The sequence below is a fragment of the Streptomyces sp. NPDC005931 genome, assembly GCF_042871235.1.
In the GTDB taxonomy this organism is placed as follows: Bacteria; Actinomycetota; Actinomycetes; order Streptomycetales; family Streptomycetaceae; genus Streptomyces.
In genome coordinates this window covers 1-18,244 of the sequence record NZ_JBIAIG010000031.1, presented here as the reverse complement: position 1 = coordinate 18,244, position 18,244 = coordinate 1, and the positions used below count along the sequence as shown (strand labels likewise).

The 18,244-nt window shown below is 69.1% G+C and carries 17 protein-coding genes and 4 pseudogenes; 6 read left to right on the top strand and 15 right to left on the bottom strand.

Features of this window, described 5'->3' with window-relative positions; translation table 11 throughout:
- Window positions 1-491: 491 nt before the first annotated feature.
- Window positions 492-605 (bottom strand): annotated as a pseudogene (locus ACFYOV_RS33325) (IS5/IS1182 family transposase); the annotation flags it as partial.
- A 289-nt stretch (window positions 606-894) separates the two neighbouring features.
- Between ACFYOV_RS33325 and ACFYOV_RS33320 the strand changes: the two are divergent.
- Together ACFYOV_RS33320 and ACFYOV_RS33315 are read left to right on the top strand one after the other, a co-directional pair.
- Window positions 895-1,326: a hypothetical protein gene (locus ACFYOV_RS33320; RefSeq protein WP_389094314.1), complete on the top strand. Its 432-nt coding sequence runs from the start codon at window positions 895-897 to the stop codon at window positions 1,324-1,326.
- Window positions 1,327-1,333: 7 nt separating this feature from the next.
- Window positions 1,334-1,444, top strand: a pseudogene (locus tag ACFYOV_RS33315) (transposase); the annotation flags it as partial.
- Between the two features lie 56 nt (window positions 1,445-1,500).
- Here ACFYOV_RS33315 and ACFYOV_RS33310 read toward each other — a convergent pair.
- A pseudogene (locus ACFYOV_RS33310) lies at window positions 1,501-1,962 on the bottom strand (IS5 family transposase); the annotation flags it as partial.
- 1,103 nt (window positions 1,963-3,065) lie between these two features.
- Here ACFYOV_RS33310 and ACFYOV_RS33305 point away from each other — a divergent pair.
- Together ACFYOV_RS33305 and ACFYOV_RS33300 are read left to right on the top strand one after the other, a co-directional pair.
- The gene (locus ACFYOV_RS33305) at window positions 3,066-3,587 is read left to right on the top strand and encodes a hypothetical protein (protein ID WP_389094312.1); all 522 of its coding nucleotides are present in this window, start codon (window positions 3,066-3,068) and stop codon (window positions 3,585-3,587) included.
- Between the two features lie 298 nt (window positions 3,588-3,885).
- Entirely contained in the window at window positions 3,886-4,737 is an 852-nt protein-coding gene (locus tag ACFYOV_RS33300; RefSeq protein ID WP_389094310.1) for a methyltransferase domain-containing protein, read from the top strand.
- A gap of 697 nt (window positions 4,738-5,434) precedes the next feature.
- Here the strand turns inward: ACFYOV_RS33300 and ACFYOV_RS33295 are convergent.
- The gene (locus ACFYOV_RS33295; RefSeq protein WP_389094308.1) at window positions 5,435-5,938 is read right to left on the bottom strand and encodes a DEAD/DEAH box helicase family protein; all 504 of its coding nucleotides are present in this window, start codon (window positions 5,936-5,938) and stop codon (window positions 5,435-5,437) included.
- Between the two features lie 356 nt (window positions 5,939-6,294).
- The gene (locus ACFYOV_RS33290; RefSeq protein ID WP_389094306.1) at window positions 6,295-6,684 is read right to left on the bottom strand and encodes a hypothetical protein; all 390 of its coding nucleotides are present in this window, start codon (window positions 6,682-6,684) and stop codon (window positions 6,295-6,297) included.
- 226 nt (window positions 6,685-6,910) lie between these two features.
- Here ACFYOV_RS33290 and ACFYOV_RS33285 point away from each other — a divergent pair.
- A pseudogene (locus ACFYOV_RS33285) lies at window positions 6,911-7,433 on the top strand (winged helix-turn-helix domain-containing protein); the annotation flags it as partial.
- A gap of 176 nt (window positions 7,434-7,609) precedes the next feature.
- On the opposite strand, the gene ACFYOV_RS33280 reads toward ACFYOV_RS33285, so the two are convergent.
- From ACFYOV_RS33280 to ACFYOV_RS33250, 7 genes are all read right to left on the bottom strand, one after another.
- Window positions 7,610-10,384 (bottom strand): fumarate reductase/succinate dehydrogenase flavoprotein subunit, encoded by a 2,775-nt coding sequence (locus ACFYOV_RS33280; RefSeq protein ID WP_389094304.1) that lies wholly within the window; start codon window positions 10,382-10,384, stop codon window positions 7,610-7,612.
- An 11-nt stretch (window positions 10,385-10,395) separates the two neighbouring features.
- Entirely contained in the window at window positions 10,396-11,169 is a 774-nt protein-coding gene (locus ACFYOV_RS33275; protein ID WP_389094302.1) for an ABC transporter ATP-binding protein, read from the bottom strand.
- Window positions 11,153-12,037 (bottom strand): ABC transporter permease, encoded by an 885-nt coding sequence (locus tag ACFYOV_RS33270; protein ID WP_389094300.1) that lies wholly within the window; start codon window positions 12,035-12,037, stop codon window positions 11,153-11,155. Before ACFYOV_RS33270 ends, ACFYOV_RS33275 begins: the two co-directional genes overlap by 17 nt.
- Window positions 12,034-13,377, bottom strand: a complete 1,344-nt coding sequence (locus tag ACFYOV_RS33265) for an ABC transporter substrate-binding protein (RefSeq protein WP_389094298.1) — start codon at window positions 13,375-13,377, stop codon at window positions 12,034-12,036. The genes ACFYOV_RS33270 and ACFYOV_RS33265 overlap by 4 nt, the downstream gene beginning before the upstream one ends.
- A 35-nt stretch (window positions 13,378-13,412) precedes the next feature.
- On the bottom strand, window positions 13,413-13,640 hold the full coding sequence (locus ACFYOV_RS33260) for a ferredoxin family protein (RefSeq protein ID WP_389094296.1): 228 nt from the start codon (window positions 13,638-13,640) through the stop codon (window positions 13,413-13,415).
- Window positions 13,641-13,693: 53 nt separating this feature from the next.
- On the bottom strand, window positions 13,694-14,482 hold the full coding sequence (locus ACFYOV_RS33255) for a GntR family transcriptional regulator (protein WP_389094294.1): 789 nt from the start codon (window positions 14,480-14,482) through the stop codon (window positions 13,694-13,696).
- A 360-nt stretch (window positions 14,483-14,842) separates the two neighbouring features.
- Window positions 14,843-14,944 (bottom strand): hypothetical protein, encoded by a 102-nt coding sequence (locus tag ACFYOV_RS33250; protein WP_389094292.1) that lies wholly within the window; start codon window positions 14,942-14,944, stop codon window positions 14,843-14,845.
- A gap of 10 nt (window positions 14,945-14,954) precedes the next feature.
- Here ACFYOV_RS33250 and ACFYOV_RS33245 point away from each other — a divergent pair, with 10 nt between their 5' ends.
- On the top strand, window positions 14,955-15,137 hold the full coding sequence (locus tag ACFYOV_RS33245) for a hypothetical protein (protein WP_389094290.1): 183 nt from the start codon (window positions 14,955-14,957) through the stop codon (window positions 15,135-15,137).
- 48 nt (window positions 15,138-15,185) lie between these two features.
- Here the strand turns inward: ACFYOV_RS33245 and ACFYOV_RS33240 are convergent, their stop codons facing one another.
- From ACFYOV_RS33240 to ACFYOV_RS33225, 4 genes are all read right to left on the bottom strand, one after another.
- Window positions 15,186-15,575 (bottom strand): hypothetical protein, encoded by a 390-nt coding sequence (locus tag ACFYOV_RS33240; RefSeq protein ID WP_389094288.1) that lies wholly within the window; start codon window positions 15,573-15,575, stop codon window positions 15,186-15,188.
- A 250-nt stretch (window positions 15,576-15,825) separates the two neighbouring features.
- Window positions 15,826-16,551 (bottom strand): hypothetical protein, encoded by a 726-nt coding sequence (locus ACFYOV_RS33235; protein ID WP_389094286.1) that lies wholly within the window; start codon window positions 16,549-16,551, stop codon window positions 15,826-15,828.
- A 2-nt stretch (window positions 16,552-16,553) separates the two neighbouring features.
- On the bottom strand, window positions 16,554-17,021 hold the full coding sequence (locus ACFYOV_RS33230) for a hypothetical protein (protein WP_389094284.1): 468 nt from the start codon (window positions 17,019-17,021) through the stop codon (window positions 16,554-16,556).
- A gap of 147 nt (window positions 17,022-17,168) precedes the next feature.
- Window positions 17,169-18,110, bottom strand: a complete 942-nt coding sequence (locus tag ACFYOV_RS33225; protein ID WP_389094282.1) for an SDR family oxidoreductase — start codon at window positions 18,108-18,110, stop codon at window positions 17,169-17,171.
- Window positions 18,111-18,244: the final 134 nt, after the last annotated feature.

Below are 18,244 nucleotides of genomic sequence, written 5' to 3'. Positions count from 1 at the left end.
AACCGACGACACCGTCCTGCCCACCGAACTCACCGCATAGCCTCAAAACGAGATCACCGAGTGGCCGTCGATACACCACTCCAGCGGACGTGACCAAGGAGCCCGTCGGCGCGCAGCACCCCCACGACGACGTGACGTGGTGGCGTGCAACCGCGGGCTCCCGCGCCATCGAAGCGGTCAGTCCAGGAGTACTCTCGGGCGATCGCCCAGGCCCCGGTCGCATCGAGGTGGCCGCGCGGGTATCCGTCCGAGGTAGTGCAGGTAGCCCCACCGTCCCGAGAGGTCCGCTGCGGGGCGATGAGCCTGCCCCGGCCGTCCTGGTGGAAGGGCCCGACCGCGGAGAGCTCCGGGGGCCGCACCAGACGTCCCGCGCCATCGACAAGTGCCAGACGGCGGCCGAAGGGATCCCTGTCGCAGAGTGGCACGGCCATGGGAACGGGCGGGACGGCAGACACGGGAGCTCTCTTTCACGCGGCGGGGTACTGGACACCGTAGCGGGTGGCGATGCTTCGCCATTGCTTCAGACGGTTGGTGCACCGCTGGAAGGTGTTGCGCTGCTTGTAGGTCTCGCGGTCGAAGGCTGGTGGTCGCCGCCTCGGCTGCCCCGACGGAGCGAAGAACTCGCCAGGAGCCGGCTGGAGCGCGGTCACGGCTGGGGCTTCGGCCTCCATCCGCACGACGCCCGCTGACAGCCCTTCTGCTCATGCCCGGGGTGCCCTGGGCGGGAGCCCTAATGGCGTATGGCAGGGTATGCCGACGACTCACGTCGACCGGGCCTCGCGAAGGAGTCCGGCCCCACTGCTGCTTTGCGGGCACGGGGCCCTGAGGCGACGCCCGGCGAGCTCGACGGGAGCGACCCGTCCAGTCCACGCCCAACCTTCAGGAGTACCACCCGTGAATGGAAGACGCCGTCGAGAGCTGTTGGCCGCCATCAACCCCATGCTCGAGCCAGAGGAGCAGGTTGAGGTGGCGACCATCGTGAACCTGAGTTCCGTTTCCGTGGGCCGGACAGCAGCGTTCGCGGCAGCCTCGGCGATTATGAGTGGTGGAATGGCAGTGATCCCGGTACCGACCCCCATGTACCTGGCAATGACGGACCGTCGCATCTTCATCTTCCGGGCGAACCCGACGTTTGCCCGGCCTGAAGAGCACCTGATGACCATTTCGCGCATCGGTCTCGTCCGCTCGGAAATCAAGGAGCGTGTGCTCAACTCGTCCTTCGTCGTCTCCTCACCGGACTGCGAGCAAGGCTTGAAGATCATCTTCCCCTTGGTCGGTCGCAAGGACCGGAACGCGATAGCGGCCGCTCTGCCCCTGGCCGACTGACCACTGCACTGGTTTCCTCAAGGACGGGGACGCCTTGGCATGCGTGGCCCGGCAGTGCACTGGCACCGCGGGCAAGGTCACCAACTGCCATGCCAGGGTGTCCTTGCCTATGGCCTCTGACGCAAGAGACTGCACCGCCTCATCCCCTGACGAGCTGGGTTCGCGCGGAGACGTGGACTGCAGCCAGGCAAATGTCCTCTCGACCACCCACCGGTAGGTGCCCAGACCAGTGCCATGCCGAGTACCACGTCGAGCGATCGCCGGCACGATGCCTCGATCGCGGACCTGGCACCGGTAGATGTCGTGGTCGTAGCCCTGGTCGGCGAACAGGGAGTCCGGCTATCGCCGGGGGGCGGCCGACCCGGCCGCGGACCGGTGGGATGGCGTTGAGCAGAGGAAGCATCTGTGTGACGTCGTTGCGGTTGCCGCCGGTCAGCACGACGGCGAGCGGAGTGCCGTGCCCGTCAGTGATCAGGTGGTGTTTCGAGCCGGCCCGACCCCGGTCGACGGACGAGGGGCCCGTGTGGATCCCCCTTTTGGAGCCCTGACGCGGGATGAGTCGACTACGCACCGGGACCAGTCCAGCCGCGAGGCGGCGTTGAGCTCGGCGAGTAAGACCTCGTGCAGCCTCTGCCAGGGCAACGTTCCCACATCGGACCGAACGTTCAACTCATGCCCCGGACACGGCAACCAGGACCGATCCACCTCATTGCGTTAGCCGCTGTAAGACGCGCGTTTCTGGGACAGGCAGGTCACCTCGTGCCGGTCGCCCGCGCCCCGGCCGTGTTGCCACGCTCGCCCCCATCTGCGTCCCAGCCCTCCGCTACTGCCACCGTCCCGCCGCCTGGTGGTCGGCCGTCGGCTCCCGCCGCCGTGGTCACTGCCCGCGGGCCCGCTGTCCGAGGACTGTCGTCGCGGGCGCGGGGACGACACTTCTTGACCTGGGGTGATGCTAGCGGGGGGTCTGCTTTCATTCGGCACGATTAGCGGGAAAGGCATAGAGGCAAGGGTCGTTGGCAACCGCACCCTGCCGCCGCCGGAAACCAGCCGAAACCGGCCGGGTTCCGTTTGAGGCACGACGACGCGATCAGCTTCTCGAACACCCATTTGTGCTCCTGGGCTGACAGCCGGTTGTAGTCCACGCCCGGTGCCGCCGTTGCGGCTGGGTGATACGGCGGACCGGCTCCGCCAGGGCAGACGCAGACTCGGCGTCCTGCTGAACCGCCAGACGGCGGTCCCTACAGGCGAAGTCGCGGTGCAGTCGCTGGTCGGTCCGAACGGCAGGACAACTGCTACCAGCCTCTTTGACGAGACGATCCGTATCGTCTAGTTTAGTCATCGGTCGGCCGATCGAACCGATCAGGCCGTGAGCACTCTCGGCTACCGCAAGGGCGGTCGCCCCGTATATGGAGGGGAGGCGACATGCGCAGTTACCGCAACATCTCCCGATCCCCCGGCTTCTGCGGTGCAGTGGGGACTAACAAGCGCCCTCGCCAGTGTTTGGCGCCGACCGCCAACGCCATGCAGGAACGCGGCGACGGCAAGAGCAGCAGGAACCGGCACGGCGCGCACGGTGGTCCCGAGTTGCCGTCGCCGGACAGGGCGGAACGACCCTTGCGGAGGCTGTGGTTCCGCGACGCGGTCCGCACTTGCAACCGCTGGCCAACCCGACGCCTGGCGGACCAAAGGTCATGTGACACATGAACGGGGAGCTGTCGCGTCAATGACGTGACGGCTAGGTGGCGGGGAAGGGAGGGTGCGACAACGTCCGAGTCGACGAGTGCAGAAACCTCGCCGAGCCGCTTACCTGCATAAGGCTGCGGCCTTCAGTGGCCACGGCAGCAGCAGAAGAGTTCCGAACGCTGGTAGCAGTACTTCCCATTGAGGAGGACGCAATGAACGTTTTCAAGAAGAATGTCAGCCTGCTCGCTGTCGCGGCGTCTGTGGGTGCCGTGATGGCTGGCTCCCTGGTGACGGCCCCAGCGGCATCAGCCGCATCGTGCAACAGTGGTCGGGTTTGCTTCTACAGCGGAGGCAGCATAAACAACGTTGACCCCATGGCCATCGACGATTGCAACGCAATTGTGGGTGACATGCACACCTTCGCCGGAATTGACCAGATTCGCAATAGGAGCAACCGCGAGTTCCGCGTCTTCTTGGTGAACACGAGTGGCTACCTCGACGAGGTATCGCGGCTGCATGTCAACCAGACCATCCAGTACACACCCAGCGCACGATACGTTCTCTGCCGAGTGCTCTAAGTCTCAGTTCGCAGGCAGGAGTAACAGGGCCGATGACCTGGTCGACTGCTCCCAACTCTTCTTGGGCACTGATGCATGAGGGTCCCCGCCGTGCTCGCAGACTTATGACGTGGCATTCATGAGTACCCACACTGCTGCTTCCTGTGATCGGGAGGCGCTGAGGGCGATGCCGGTCGGCGTCGCCCTCAGTGGTGTGCCTGCTGCGCGAACGTCCCATGCTGCCCGTTCCTTTCTGAGGCAGTGACGCTCTGACCGCGCAGGCACGATCCCTTCTCTTCCCCCTCGCCAGGAGTGCCTCGTGCCCGTGTCGCTTCCCCCTGCCCTCGATCTGTCCCTCGGACTGCTGCGTTGCCCGACGTGTCGTACGCGCCGCCTGCATCCCGACCACGGTGCACTGCGTTGCCCGGTGGGTCATACCTTCAACATCGCCCGTCACGGCTATGCCAGTTTGCTGACGGGCCCCCGCGCCACCAGCGGCGACGACGCGGGCATGGTCCAGGCCCGGGACCGATTTCTGTCCACCGGCGCCTACGCGCCCATCCGCGAAGTCGGCGCCCGCCTGGCGGCCGACGTGGTGTCCGAGCAAGGCACGGTGGTGGACGTGGGGTGCGGCACGGGCTACTACCTGGCCGGCGTACTCGACCAGCTGCCTTGCGCCCGTGGTCTGGGGATGGACACATCGGTGCGCGCACTGCGCTCGGCAGCCCGTGCCCACGACCGAGCTGCCGCGGTGGCCTGGGACGTGTTCCGTCCCTTCCCACTGGCCGACGGGGCGGCCGATGTCGTGCTGAACGTGTTCGCCCCACGCAATTCGACCGAGTTCCACCGCGTTCTACGTCCAACCGGTCGGCTGATCGTGGTCCGACCCACCGGGCGGCACTTGGCCGAGCTGCGTGGCCAGATGCCTGCAATGGTCACGATCGACCCGGCCAAGGAACAGCGCCTGCACCGAGCGCTCAACCCCTTCTTCGAGGCCGTCGTCACCGAGCAGGTGGAGTACTCCGTTCCCTTGGCCAAGCTGAATGCCCTGGATCTGGTTGGGATGACGCCGAGTGCACGCCACGTGAGCCGCGCAGACCTCAACGACGGCGGCGTCCTGCCCGATCAGGTCACTGTCTCCGTGCTGGCCACCGCCTACCGGCCTCGGTGACCACGAGCGGGCGCACGCGCCTGCTGACCGACGAGCAATGGGGCACGCTTGGTGCCCTGCCTTCCCTGCAGCGCGGGGAAGGCAGGGCGTCTGTTCGCCCGACCACCGCCGCATCATCGAAGGGATCATTTATCGGTACCGTCGGTTCGGCGACCCCGCCCGACTGAGCTGGGCGAGTTCCTGTTTTCCGACCGGCGATGAGGCGCTCAGCGCGGCAGCCGGCGCCCGCCGCTATACCGGCCGGTCCGGCTGCTGATCGTCGCGCTCGACCGTGACCTCGACCTGAACGACGTCGTTTAGATAAGCCGCAGGCGTCTCGCTGCCGCTGATAACAAGCCTCTCGCGCCGAGTGAGAAAACTGGTCATCTGTGAAGGCCCGGGAATCCTGCCGCTGGGACATGGCCAGCGCCAGCGAAGCGTCACTCAGGGTGCGCTCCCGACCAGCCGGAGGGCTGGCCGGTCTTCCTCGGCGCTGAGCATCCGACGGACCTGGGGCACGCTCCAGGCCAGTTCACGTGCCAGCTCCGTGATTGTCAGGCCGTGGTCGCAGGCAAGGGCGAACGCCTGGGATAGCAGCGCGGGCTGCTCGCCGGGGTAGCCAGCCAGGGGTCTGGAGCGAAACCGGCCATGCTCGCCACCACCTTGCCCGGCGCGCCCTCGGAGTCCTCGTCCAGCTGCCACAGGCGGGGCGTGGCGGTCATGTAGAGGCGGCGCAGGGCGGGGATGCGGGTGTTGTCGTGGACGACCGCCCACGGCTTGGGATCCGGCCCGACGTCCGGTGCGCCTCATCGACCACGATCAGATCCCAGCCCGGCAGGCCGGCCCGGTGCGTCCGCTCTAGCGTGCCGAGTCCGAGGGAGGCGTATGTGGCGAACACGGTGACCTTGTCGAACGGCCGCACCCAGTCGACCAGCTCGTCCACGTCCGTGGTGCTGGGGAAGGTCACGTCCTCGCCCCGCAGGGACGACACCCCGATCATCGGGCCGGTACGGCCTCCCTCGCGCCACGCGGCCTCGGTCTGGGCGAGCAGGTCCAGCGACGGGACGAGCACCAGCACACGGCCCGCACGCAGCTCCTCAGCGCTCCGGGTGGCCACGAGACTCTTGCCCGATCCGGTCGCCCTGATCACCTGAGTTCGGAGTCCTCGCGGGGGCACAGTAGATCCTGCAGGAAGTTCGAGAGCCTGGAGTACTGCGTCCACGGCTTCACGCTGGTCAGGACGAGGCACTTCAATGCCATTTTCGACCTGCCTTCTCCGACGGGCCACGTGCGGGTCATCACGTGGCAGGAAACAGGAAACATGCACGAAGTTGGGGCTGCAATCGGTTGCCGTGAGCCTCACTGCAACTGGATCTATGCCTCGGACTTACTAGTGATGGGGAGCGTGAGCGGAAACTCATCCAGCATCTCAGCAGTGCCACTATCCGAGTTCAAAGTTTATCTTGAATCACTCGAAGAGGAAGAAGTCCCTCAAGGCACCTCCGGGGACGCCTTGAGGCTCCGTCACCCACTCGACTGTCTGTTACCCCGAAATAACGGGAACGGGCGTATGGATCGTCACTGAAGCTCGCTTACCAGCCATTTTTCTTCGACGTTTGTGAAGACCAGCTGTGAGAGGTCCAGAGGATTGCCATCGAGAGAGACGTACCCCTGCCGCCCCGATGTCCTGAGGGATCCTGTGCCGGTCTCCGCGAGTTGGCTTCGCTCGGCCGCGGTGAGCGGCGCGAGCAGTTCGTCAATCGCTGCGGGACAGCTCTCCGTACGGTAGGTGGCGGTGATTTCGGCCTGGGCGTTGCGAGTCATGGCAGAACAAGCCGCGTTGCCGTCCGACTTGCTGAGGAGGCCGAGGTAGCGGGAAGCGGACTCCTCAAGGGGAGAAAGTTGACCGTTGATGAGTATCAGACCGCCGACCACGAAGGCTATGACGACACTCAATATGACGGTCATCTGGACCCAGTGTTTTCTTGACATGGAATCTCCTGCATTGAGTTGTGATCGGCTTCCAGATCATAGCCCTGCCGACAGGCATCACCCCTCACCTTGTTACCAGGGCCGCAGGCCCGTTGGGCCGACTCGCGCAGCGGGGTCGGCCTGGCCTAACAGCAGCTACTGAGTTTCAAAGCGCGGTGTCGGAGGGGCTGACGGCCCGTGATCCCTGCGGTATGCCGACTGCATGAGGTATGCGCAAGGGGGCGGGCTGACCGACGAGCGGCGAGCTTTCCGTGAGAAGTTGAGGTTGGAGGCGTGCGAGCGGTTCGTCCAGGGCGATGAGAACGCGCATCGCGCGCGACCTGCGGGTCAGTGTCCGGTCGGTGCAGCGTTGTCGCAGGGCCTTGTGCCTGGGCGGGCCGAGAGCTTTGGCCCCCAAGGGGCCTGCGTCGTTGCCGCTGCTCAGTGACGAGTTGTTCGCCGTGCTGGGGCAGGAGCTGGCCAAGGGGCCGGTGGCGCACGGCTGGCCGGACCAGACCTGGACCCTGTCACGGATCAAGACGCTCATCGGGCGTCGGTTCCACAAGAGCTACACCGTCCAGGGTGTTGCCGCTCTGCTCAAGCGGCATGGGTGGAGCTGCCAGGTGCCGGCCCGCCGGGCGGTGGAGCGCGACGAGGCGGTGGTGGAGGGTTGGGTGAAGGGGACCTGGCCGAGTGTGGAAGGACCGTGGCGGCGCTCTCCTGCCGAGGCTCCAGGCCCAAGGCCTGTGGCAGCACCCCTTCGGCAAGCAGGCCGTCCCCTCGGCGCAGATCCCTTCACGGCGCCGCAAGCCCACGATGCACCAGGTGAATGTCGACGACGCCGAGGCGGTCCCCGCAGGCCACCCGCCGCGGCGTCGTCAGTCAGCGCACGGACACATCCCCAGTGTGTTTTCGCGTGCCGTCACAGTGCCCGGGCCGCATAGGCCCTGACGTCCGCGTCCGGGTCCGTCGTCGCCGTGGCCAGGGCCACTCGTGCGTCCTCGGTGGCACGGTGCCGGGTCAGTGCCGTCACGGCGGCCTTGCGGACGTCGGCGTTCGGGTCGGCGAGGGACTTGGCGAGGGCAGGTACGGCGAGGCCGGGAGTCGCCAGGGACAGGGCGGTGGTGGCGCCGGCCCGCACCTGCCAGGCCGGGTCCGACAGGGCTGCCTCCGCGCGGGCGGCCAGTGGTGCCGGGCAGCCGGTCGTGCCCAGTGCTTCGTAGGCGGCCGCACGCACCAGGGCGTCGGGATCGTCGATGAGCTCGGCGAGGGCCGAAAGGACCATGTAGGGTCCGGGGCCGGCCGACGTGGTGCCGTCGGGCTGTCCCGCGGTCACGGTGGCCAGGGCCTTGGCGATGGTGACGCGGACCTCGCGGGAGGGGTCGGCGGTCGCCGCGCGGGCCAGCTCTCCGGCGGCGTCGACCGACACGAGTGCTCGCACGGCCGCGATGCGAACGGCGATGTCGGAGTCCGACAGGGAGGCCGTGAACAGCCCGGTGTCACCGAGGCGCAGGACGTGCAGAGCATCCAGTGCGGCGGCACGGACGACGGGGTCGGCCTCGGACAGGGCGGCCGCGAGGCCGTCGCGCAGGGCCGGTTCGGGGGCGAGCGTCTCGATCAATTCGCGAAGTGAGGCGGCTGCGGTGGCGCGGACGTCGGCGTCGGTGTCGGTGAGCGCCGCCGTCAGTGCGGGGCCGGTGCCCGGCGGCACCGTCTCCGTCAGGACCGTGACGGCGGTTCGGCGGACGGTGGGATCGGGGTCGGTCAGGTAGGGCGTGAGGGCGGGGAGCGGGGGCTCGTCCTCCGCGAGGGAGAGCAGTTCGAGCAGGCGCGGTGTGGCCGGCGCGTCCGTGTCGGCACCGGGGCGGCCGGCCGTACCGGCCCCGGTTGGCTCCTGCCGCATCGCCACCGGCGCCGCTTCTCGGGCCCCCGCGATCGCCACCTGTTCCGGGTGTACCTCGCCGAGATGACGGGAGGGCCCGCCGACCGGCCTGAACTCGTCGACGGGGACGAGATAGGGAGCCACGGGACGTGCCGTGAACTCCATCGCCCCCGCGGGGGACTTGCGCAGATCGAGGTGGTGGAACCAGGACGCGTCGTCACGCCGCGGATGGTCGAGACGGTCGTGGTAGAGGCCCCAGCGGGACTCGGTGCGGGCCAGGGAGGCCCGGGCGGCCATCTCCGCGCAGTCACGGATGAAGCTCACCTCCGCGCAGCGCATCAGCTCGTGCGGAGTGCGGGCGCCCATCGCGGCGATGTCGGCCCGCATCCGCTCGAACGCCTCCAGAGCCAGCGACAGCCGGGCGCCGGACTTCGGCGGAGCCACGTAGTCGTTCACGACGCGCCGCAGCTTGTACTCGACCTGGGGCTGCGGCGGGCCGTCGGGGTTGCGCAGCGGGCGGTAGATCATCTCGTGCGCCTCCTGGAGCTGGTCAAGGGGCAGCTCCCCTTCGTAGGACGTGTACTGGGCGGCGTCCGCGCCCGCCAGGTCCCCGAAGACGAACGCGCCGATCATGTAGTTGTGCGGGACGCAGGCCAGGTCCCCGGCGGCGTACAGACGGGGAACGGTCGTACGGGCGTGGTCGTCGACCCGTACGCCTGAGGCCGAGTGGCCGCCGCACAGGCCGATCTCGGAGATGTGCATCTCGATGTCGTGGGTGCGGTAGTCGTGGCCGCGGCCGGAGTGGAAGGTGCCGCGCGTCGGGCGTTCCGTCGAGTGCAGGATCGACTCCAGTGCCGAGACCGACTCCTCCGGGAGATGGCTCAGCTTCAGGTACACCGGGCCCCGGTCGCTCGCCACCTCGGCCGCGAACTCGGCCATCATCTGGCCCGACCAGTAGTCGGAGTCGACGAAGCGCTCGCCGTGCCGGTTGACCTGGTAGCCGCCGAAGGGGTTGGCGACATACGCGCAGGCGGGACCGTTGTAGTCCTTGATCAGCGGGTTGATCTGGAAGCACTCGATGCCGGTCAGCTCGGCGCCCGCGTGGTACGCCATCGCGTAGCCGTCACCCGCGTTGGTCGGGTTCTCGTACGTGCCGTAGAGGTAGCCCGAGGCGGGCAGGCCGAGCCGTCCGCAGGCGCCGGTCGCGAGGATCACGGCGCCGGCGCGGACGGTGACGAAGCCCCCCGTGCGAGTGTGGAGGCCGACCGCGCCCACGGCACGCCCCTCCACCGTGAGCACGCGCACTGGCATCACCCGGTTCTCGATCCGGATCCGCTCGCGCATCTCCCGCCGGCGCAGCTGCCGGTACAGGACCTTCTTGACGTCCTTGCCCTCCGGCATCGGCAGCACGTACGAGCCGGAGCGGTGGACCTGGCGGACCGCGTACTCGCCGTGCTCGTCCTTCTCGAACTTCACCCCGTACGACTCCAGCCGCTGCACCATGTCGAAGCCACGGGTGGCGGTCTGCCGGACGGTGGACTGGTCGACGATGCCGTCGTTGGCGCGGGTGATCTCGGCGACGTAGTCGTCGGGCTCGGCACGGCCTGGGATGACCGCGTTGTTGACGCCGTCCATGCCCATGGCGAGCGCGCCGGAGTGGCGGACGTGCGCCTTCTCCAGCAGCAGGACGTCCGCACCGTGCTCTGCTGCGGTCAGGGCGGCCATGGTGCCGGCGGTGCCGCCGCCGATCACGAGCACGTCACAGCTGATCTCCTCGGCGTCGGTGAGGGCCGGGATCTGCAAGAGGGTGTCCACCAGGGTGCCTTTCAAGAACCGAGTGACGTGAGGATGTCGCGCCGCAGGGCGATACGCGCCGGATCGTCGTGGGCGGCGCGCTCGCGCGGGCGCGGTACGTCCCGTACGGCGATGAGGCGGCCGGCGCCCAGCAGGGCCACGCGGTCGCCGAGGAAGAGGGCCTCGTCCACGTCGTGGGTGACGAAGACGACGGTGGCGCGCGTGCCGTGCAGCACCTCCACCAGCAGGTCCTGCATGTCGGCGCGGGTCTGGACGTCGAGGGCGCCGAACGGTTCGTCCATCAGGACGGCACGGGGTGCTCCCGCGAGGGCCCGGGCCAGTTGGGCGCGCTGGCGTTGCCCGCCGGAGACGCGGTGAGGCAGTTGCCGGGACTGTTCGGTGAGCCCGACGCGGGTGAGCCAGGAGTCGGCAAGGGCACGGCGTTCGGAGTGGGGCAACCCCTTGATGGAGAGGGGTAGTTCGACGTTCGCGTGAAGGGTGCGCCAGGGGAGCAGGGCGCCCTCCTGGAACACGAGGGCGCGTTCCGCGGACGGGGCGGTCAGGGGGCGTCCGTCCTGCGTGATCTCTCCGGAGAGCAGGGGCAGAAGGCCGGCCAGGGTGCGCAGGAGGGTCGACTTGCCACAGCCGGAGGAGCCGACGACCGTCAGGATCTCTCCGGGGGCCACGTCAAGGTCGACCTTGTCCAGCACGGGCGCGCCGGGGCGTCCGAGAGCGGCGTCGTGCAGGGCGAGTCGGGTGCCGGTGCCGGTACGGGGCGGTGAACGGACGTCAGACGAGCTGGTCATGGGACATGTCCTCCTTGGGCCTGGAGCCGACCGGTGCGGGGGAGGGGGCTTGGCGCGTCCGCCGGGGGACGCGCACGCCGGGGACGTACGACGTGCGCGGCAGCCAGCGGGTCAGGCGGCGGCCCAGGAGTTCCACGGCCGTGGAGGTGAGCCAGCCGAGGACGCCGATCGTGACCATGCCGACGAAGACGCCCGAGTAGTCGACGATCGTGTAGTCCTGCCAGGTGCGGTAGCCGACGCCGTACTGGCCGGAGATCATCTCGGCGGAGATCACGCAGATCCACGAGACGCCGATGCCGACCGACAGGCCGCCGAAGACGCCGGGCAGGGCGCCCGGCAGCACGACCGAGCCGAGGATGCGCCACCGGCCGCCGCCCATCGTCAGCACGGCCTCCTCCCACACGGGCGTCAGCGCGCGGACGGCGTGCCGGGTGGAGACCAGGACCGGGAAGAAGGCGGCGGTGAAAGTGATGAAGACGATGCCCTGTTCGTCGGAGGGGAAGAGGAGGATCGCGACGGGGACAAGGGCGATGGCCGGGATCGGGCGGACCACTTCCAGCAGCGGGCCCAGCAGGTCCTCGGCCAGCCGGGAGCGTGCCACGAGCACGCCCCCTGCCACCCCCAGCATCGCCGCCAGCAGGAAGCCGGTGAGGATGCGGGTCAGGCTGTCGGTGAGATCCGTCCAGTAGTCGGCCCCGGCGAGGCGGTCGGCGAAGGCGTGGGCGACGTCGGTGACCGTGGGGAACTGCGAGAAACGCAGCCACACGTCGACGTCCAGGCTGGTCAGGAGCTGCCACAGGCCGAGGACCGCGGCGAGGGCGGCCGCCCGCAGTGCGTACCGGGCGGCTCCTGGTGCGGGCCGGCTCACGAGACACGCTCCAGAGCGTCGGCGTAGGTGATGACACCCGCCCCGTCGTGCCGATCGACATACGCCTGCGCGGTCGCCGGGGCGACGAACGGCAGCAACTTCTCGCCGTCGGCCACCCACACGGCCTTGTCGGCGAACCAGAGGGTGCCGGTCGTGGCGTCGGGGACGTAGGCGGCGCGGATGCCGTCGGGGTGGGCGGCCACGTGAGCCAGAAGGCCCGCCGGGGACTTGAAGGTCCTGGTCTCCTTGGCGCCCTTTGGCCACGCCTCGCTCGCGGCGGCCGGCGGCGTGGCCGCGAGCTGCTTCCCGTACGACGCCCCGAGCGCCTTCTTCACGTACTGGTCGTCGACGAACGCGTCCACGTCCACGTCGCCGGTCAGCTTCGCTGCCTTCAGGACCGACACGTCCTGCTTCAGCGCGGAGACGAGCTGTGGCTTGACCGCCGGGTCGAACGTAGAGATGCCGTGGGCGCCGTTGTAGAGGTACACGACCTCCGCGGGCAGACCGGTGGCCTCGGCGACCTTCTCGGCGGCGGCGACGGGGTGGGTGTCGAGGTAGTCGGTGGCCTGCGCCTGGGCCTTCAGGAAGGCCTCCAGGACGGCCGGTCGGTCCTCGGCGAAGTCCTCGCGGGCGGTGACCCCGTGGAAGGTGGGCAGGTTCAGCTGAGCACCGTCGTACAGGGCCTTCGCCTTGCCCTGGTAGGTGAGCAGGCCGGGCCAGGCGACGAACTGCGACAGCGCGTCCGCGCTGCCCGCGGCCAGGGCCGACGCGCCCACGGCGGGCTGCTGGTTGAGCTTCTCGATGCCGTCGTTCGGGTCGATGCCGGCGCGTTGCAGGGCCCGTACCAGGGTGCCGTCGGCTGCGGAGCCGACGCTCGTGGAGACCTTCCTCCCCTTCAGGTCCTTCAGGGAGGTGAGCTTGGAGTCGGGTGCGGTGACAATGGTGTTGAGGCCACCGCGCAGGTTGTAGCCGGTGACCGAGACCAGGTGAGTGGGGCGGTTCAGCTGCTTGCCGCGAGCGGCGTTGATGAGCAGCGGGAAGTCGCCCATGGAGCCGATGTCGATCTTCCCGGCGGTCATCTGGGCGGTGATGGGGGCGCCGGTGGCGTAGTCCTGCCAGACGACCTTGTAGGTGCGGCCGTCGCCGAGCGAGGTCAGCTGCTGCTCGAAGTATCCGAGGGAGCGGAGCAGGGTTCCGGCCGTGACCGTGTTGATGGTCTTGGACTGGTAGCCGACGGTGACGGTTACCGTGGAGCCGTCGCCGGCTTCGGCGTCACCGCCGCAGGCGCCGAGAGGGAGCAGGAGAACGACGGCGGATGCTGCGACTGCAGTTCGTTTCATGGTGGTTCGGCCTTTCACCGGAGCAGGTCAAGGGATCAGCGGAGCAAATAGGGCATGTTGACCGTGACGGCTCCGGTGGGACAGCGGGCCGCGCACGGACCGCAGTACCAGCACTCGTCGACGTGCATGAACGCCTTGCCGCTGTCGGCGTCGATGGCGAGGGAGTCCAGCGGGCACATGTCCACGCAGAGGGTGCAGCCGTCGATGCACTTCGACTCGTCGATGGTCACGGGCACGTCGGCCCGCTGGGGCGCCAAGGGCATGGCTGTCTCCAGAAATGTCGCGCTGTAGGTCGTGCTGTGGGGAGAGGGCGGTGTCAGGGGGAGCGGTGCAGCAGGCCGCTCATCGTGATGCGGTCGCCGCGGAAGCGGATGAACTCCAGGTCCACGGGTCGCCCGTCGGCGAGGTGCGTGAGGCGTTCCAGCATCAGGACGGCGGCACCGCGCGGGGCCTGGAGCACGGCGGCGGAATGGGCGTCGGCGTTGACCGCCTCCAGCGTGATGTCGGCGTGTCCCAGGCGCCGGCCGGTGAGGGACTCCAGGAGGCGGAAGACGTCGGTGTTCTCCAGGTCGCAGCCGAGCAGGGCCGTGCCGATGTCCAGGGCGACGTAGGTGAGGTCCAGGGACAGGGGGAGGCCGTTCAGGCGGCGCAGGCGTTCGATGTAGAGCACGTCCGTGCCCGGTGGGACGCGGAGGCGCCCGGCGACGGGGGCGGGGGCCGGCACCGGACCCATGGTGCGGACCTCGTTGGTGACGCGGCCGTGTTCGTGCAGGGTTTCCGCGAGGCCCATCAGCCGGTCGAGCCCATGGGGGTACTTCTGGGCGACGACCACCGTACCGACGCCGGGGAGGCGCTCCACCAGGCCCTCGGCGCGCAGGAGGTCGAGGGCCTGACGGACCGTGTTGCGCGAGGCCCGGTACTCCGTGGCGAGGGTCGACTCGTGTGGCAGGGTGCCGGCAGGGAAGCCCCCGGTGAGGAGCTGGTGACGCAGCAGGTCGGCGAGCTGGCGTGCCTGGTCCGCGCGCAGCCGACGCCGTGTGCGCTGGGCGGCGACGGTGGGCGCGCCCTGGCCGGCGTGGTCTCGGATGCGGTCGGTGAGTGGCATGCTCGGAACCATACCGATCCGGTAGGGATAGTAGTGTTGCCGAAGTGTTGCGCCACCTGACGCATCGCCGGATACGTCGCTGACCTGGGCTTTCGGTGGACGGAAGGCAAGATCTGCCAGCGCCCGCGACACCGCACGGGAAGGGCCTTCACCCGCCCCGTCCACTGCGCCGGCCGGGCGCGCAGCCGGCCCAGGCGGTCGATCTCGGCGTCGATGGCCGCCGGCCTCGGCTCGACCACGCCGGAGGCGGGGGACGCCGCGTCGGCGTTCGCGCAGCGCCGCCCCGGATCCTCGGCCAAGAACTAAATTCGGTCGGCGATGCCGCACAGGTCCTCGACGGTGAGGCCGAGGCCGAGCAGCTCACGGATGACACGGACCCGGGCGATCTCGGCCGCACCGCCGTCGGCCGGTGGCCGTGCGCGGCGGCGGGGGCAGCAGGCCGCGCTCTTCGTGGAACCGCACGGCCCGCGGGGTGGTTCCTGCTGCCGTCGCCGCGCACGTCCGCAAGACCGGCACCCGCCTCGCCGGCGCCCCCACCGCAAGCCTGGAGATGGACGTCGACCGCCTGGCCACCGTCAAGGCCGGCTCGTGCATCATCGTCCAGCGCCCCGACCGGCGCCCGGCCGACCGGTTCCACGACTTCACCCGCCGCTGACCGACAGCGTTCACCCGCCGCTGACCCACAGCGACACGCGGTCGCTCCTCAACCTACGGACTGCGTCCCTTCAGTTCTCGCAGCCGTCGAGGTCGTCGTCGCAGCCCGCCACCGCATCCGGGTGATGGTGTCCAGGCGCCAGAAGATCAGGCCGATGCCGTCCTCAACCGGGTCGATCTGCGCTGTGAAGGGCACGCCCGCAGGGAAGTTGAACTGGTCGGCCTGCGGGTCACCGCACTCGATTCCGTACGCCTGCTCCTGCTCGCCGCGGGACAGAGTGAGGGTGAGTTCCTCGATGCCGTCGGTGTCGCAGGTGACGGTGAGGGTGTAGGGCCGGGTACCGGGCGTCTTGAGGGTCCTGTCCATGCCTGACGCGACGGACGGGCTCGCGGAGTCGACGAGTTCGGGTCGTGCCCCGTCGTCGAGGGCGGATTTCACAGCCCGTTCCGCCCGTTGCAGGGCGTCGTCCGGTTCCCACGCCCGGCTGCTGTGAGGGCGCCGCCGGCCGGGCCGAGGTCCGGTCTCCGGACTGGTCAGGGATTGTTTCCCCGGTGCAGCCGGTGAGCAGAGAGGTCGAAGCCATGACGGCCAGGGTGAGCTGGCGTATGTGCACAGGGTCCACCGTAGGTTGGGGGCCGGACCGGTGGCGGAACGAGGGCTCTGCCACCGGCTCGACTCGGCTGGGCGCTCACTGTTGTGCGGCAACCCGGCGCAGCAGACCGGGGCCGCACACCGAGTCGCACGGATCCGGGGCGATCGGTTCCCGCACGCTGGGCCGGTCGCTCCGCCCCGCAAGGGTGAGCGCCGCACTCCTGGCCACTGGGGGCACCAGCTGGTACTCGCGGCCCAGCGCGTCGGCCTGGGCGTTTCCGTAGACGGTCACTTCTCCGTCGGGCCACCGCACGAAGATGTCGTCCTCCCACAGATTGCCGCCGAACTCACCGGGCACGATGACGCGGGAGTGGGTCCACAGCTGATTCGGGGGTTTGAGCTTCCGCTCCTTCTTCAGGCCGTTGGCACGGAGGTCTTCGTAGGTCGTGAGTTCACCGTCGGACCAGCGGACCAAGAGGTCGAAGTCGGAGTTGGTGGAGCCGTCGAAGTCACCGCCCGCGATGATTGCGGCGTGGTTCTTCCACAGGTTGTTCGGGGCCTGCAGCTGTTGCTCGGCATGGAACCCCTTGCCGTCGACGTCGGTGTACTTCGTGACCTCGCCGTCCACCCAGCGGACGATCAGGTCGTCGGGCCACTGGTTGCCGCCGAACTTCCCGGTCGCCACACCCTTCGCGTGCTTCCAGACCGATCCCGAAGCGGCGATCTTGATCTCGTTCGCCGGATGCTGATCCCCGGCGGTCGGCAGTTTCGTGTGCTCGTCGATGTCCTTGTAGATCGTGACCTCGCCGTCTGCCCACTTCACCATCAGGTCGTAGGCGTTGGAACCGGTGTAGTCGCCCGCGGTGATGACCTCGGCGTAGTCCGCCCAGAGCTTGTTCGGCGTTGCGTTTCACAGGGCTGGCCGGCGGTGCAGCCGGTGTAGAAGCCCTGGGACTGGTCGCCGGGATACAGGGTGACCTCGCCGTCGGACCACTTGCCGATCAGGTCGCCGTCCTTCGTCTTCTGCGAGGACGTGTGGAACTGGCCGGTGGCCGCGGTTTCGGCATGTGTCCAGAGGTTGGCGTCGCCCATGCCGTCGATTCCGGTCGGCTGGTCCGGGGCGTAGTCGTTGACCGCCTGGTTGTACAGACGCACCACGTCGGCGTCGAACTGGGAGGAGTAGGAGACGTCGTCGTACTTGTTACCGGTCTTGTAGCCGCCGATGCCGCCGATGCCGCCGATGACCTCGCCTCGCTTCCCGTCGAAGTTCCTCAGGAACGGGCCGCCGGACACGCCGGGGGCGAACCCGGGGCAAGCGATCTCCAGGAAGCGGCCCTGGAACTCCTTGGTGGTGGTCGAGGGGCAGACCCGGGGCGACTTGGCGCCGCCGGTGCTCTTGCGCAGTACCCCGGGACGGACACGTGACGGTGTCCCGACCGGTCAGGGACGCTCGGGCGGGGAGGGGCGTGTGGCTGCCTGGTAGGCGTCGAGGTCGGCTCGGCCGCCCGTGCCCAGCACCCCGGTTTCCCCCGCGAGCCGGCTCGGCGGCTGCCGGCGCAGTTCCTTGCGGGCGAGGCGGGAGACGAGGGTGGGGAAGGCAGGTCGCAGCGGCTGGCACCAGCGCAGCCACGGGGGCGCGTAGATGTGGCGGGCACGGCGCGTGATGCCGGAGGCCAGCCATGCGGAGACCTCGGCGGTGCTGTGCACCTTCCGTGCGAAACCGGGTTGGTTGCGGCGCAGGGCCTGCAGGACGGGGTGGTCGTCGACGCCGGTGATCATGTCGGTGCCGGTCCAGTGCAGGTAGGCGATGCCGACGCCGACCCCGTCCGGTTCCACCTCGCTGCGCAGGGCCAGGGCGAACGACTCCACCCCCGCTTTGGAGGCGCAGTAGGCGCTCATCAGCGGGGACGAGCCGAAGGCGGCGGTGGAGGCGATCTGGAGGAAGTAGCCGCGGGTGTGGGTGAGCTGGGGCAGGAAGGCGCGGGCGGTGTTGGCGGATCCGGTGAGATTCACGTCGACGACCCGCTGCCACAGGTCGGCCGGCGTGTGGATGAAGGGCCCGCCGGCGGCGATCCCTGCGTTGGCCACGACGACGCTGGCCTCTCCCAGCGTCTTGCTGATCTCGCGGGCGGCGCGATCGAGCGCGTCCCGGTCGGTGACGTCGGTCTCGACGCAGAGGCTGGGGCCGGGCAGGGAGTCGGCGGCCTGGCGGAGGGTGGCCTCCTCACGTCCTGTCAGCGCGACGAGCATCCCGGCGTCCGACAGACGCCGCGCGAGGGCCGCGCCCACACCGCGGGCGGCTCCGGTCACGACCGCGACCCGCCCCGCCAACGGCGAGCCGGCCGCCTTTCGGGGCCGTCCCGCCCCGGGGATCTCCCTCATGCGCCCTCGTTCCCGTCGCAGCGCCGTCCCGCCGACGGCGCCCTAGTGTCCTGCGCCAGTAGTTGATCGTTAGTTGCGGTGTGACTTCTGCTGCTGGTGCGCCAGTTCCTCGTCGGGGCCCGAAGCTGGAACCG

Bases quoted from the DNA above. Each gene is read 5' to 3' on its own strand.
- ACFYOV_RS33290 (WP_389094306.1), bottom strand. From the start codon at position 6,684: ATGACCGTCATATTGAGTGTCGTCATAGCCTTCGTGGTCGGCGGTCTG.
- ACFYOV_RS33275 (WP_389094302.1), bottom strand. From the start codon at position 11,169: ATGACCAGCTCGTCTGACGTCCGTTCACCGCCCCGTACCGGCACCGGC.
- ACFYOV_RS33260 (WP_389094296.1), bottom strand. From the start codon at position 13,640: ATGCCCTTGGCGCCCCAGCGGGCCGACGTGCCCGTGACCATCGACGAG.
- ACFYOV_RS33265 (WP_389094298.1), bottom strand. From the start codon at position 13,377: ATGAAACGAACTGCAGTCGCAGCATCCGCCGTCGTTCTCCTGCTCCCT.
- ACFYOV_RS33255 (WP_389094294.1), bottom strand. From the start codon at position 14,482: ATGCCACTCACCGACCGCATCCGAGACCACGCCGGCCAGGGCGCGCCC.
- ACFYOV_RS33225 (WP_389094282.1), bottom strand. From the start codon at position 18,110: ATGAGGGAGATCCCCGGGGCGGGACGGCCCCGAAAGGCGGCCGGCTCG.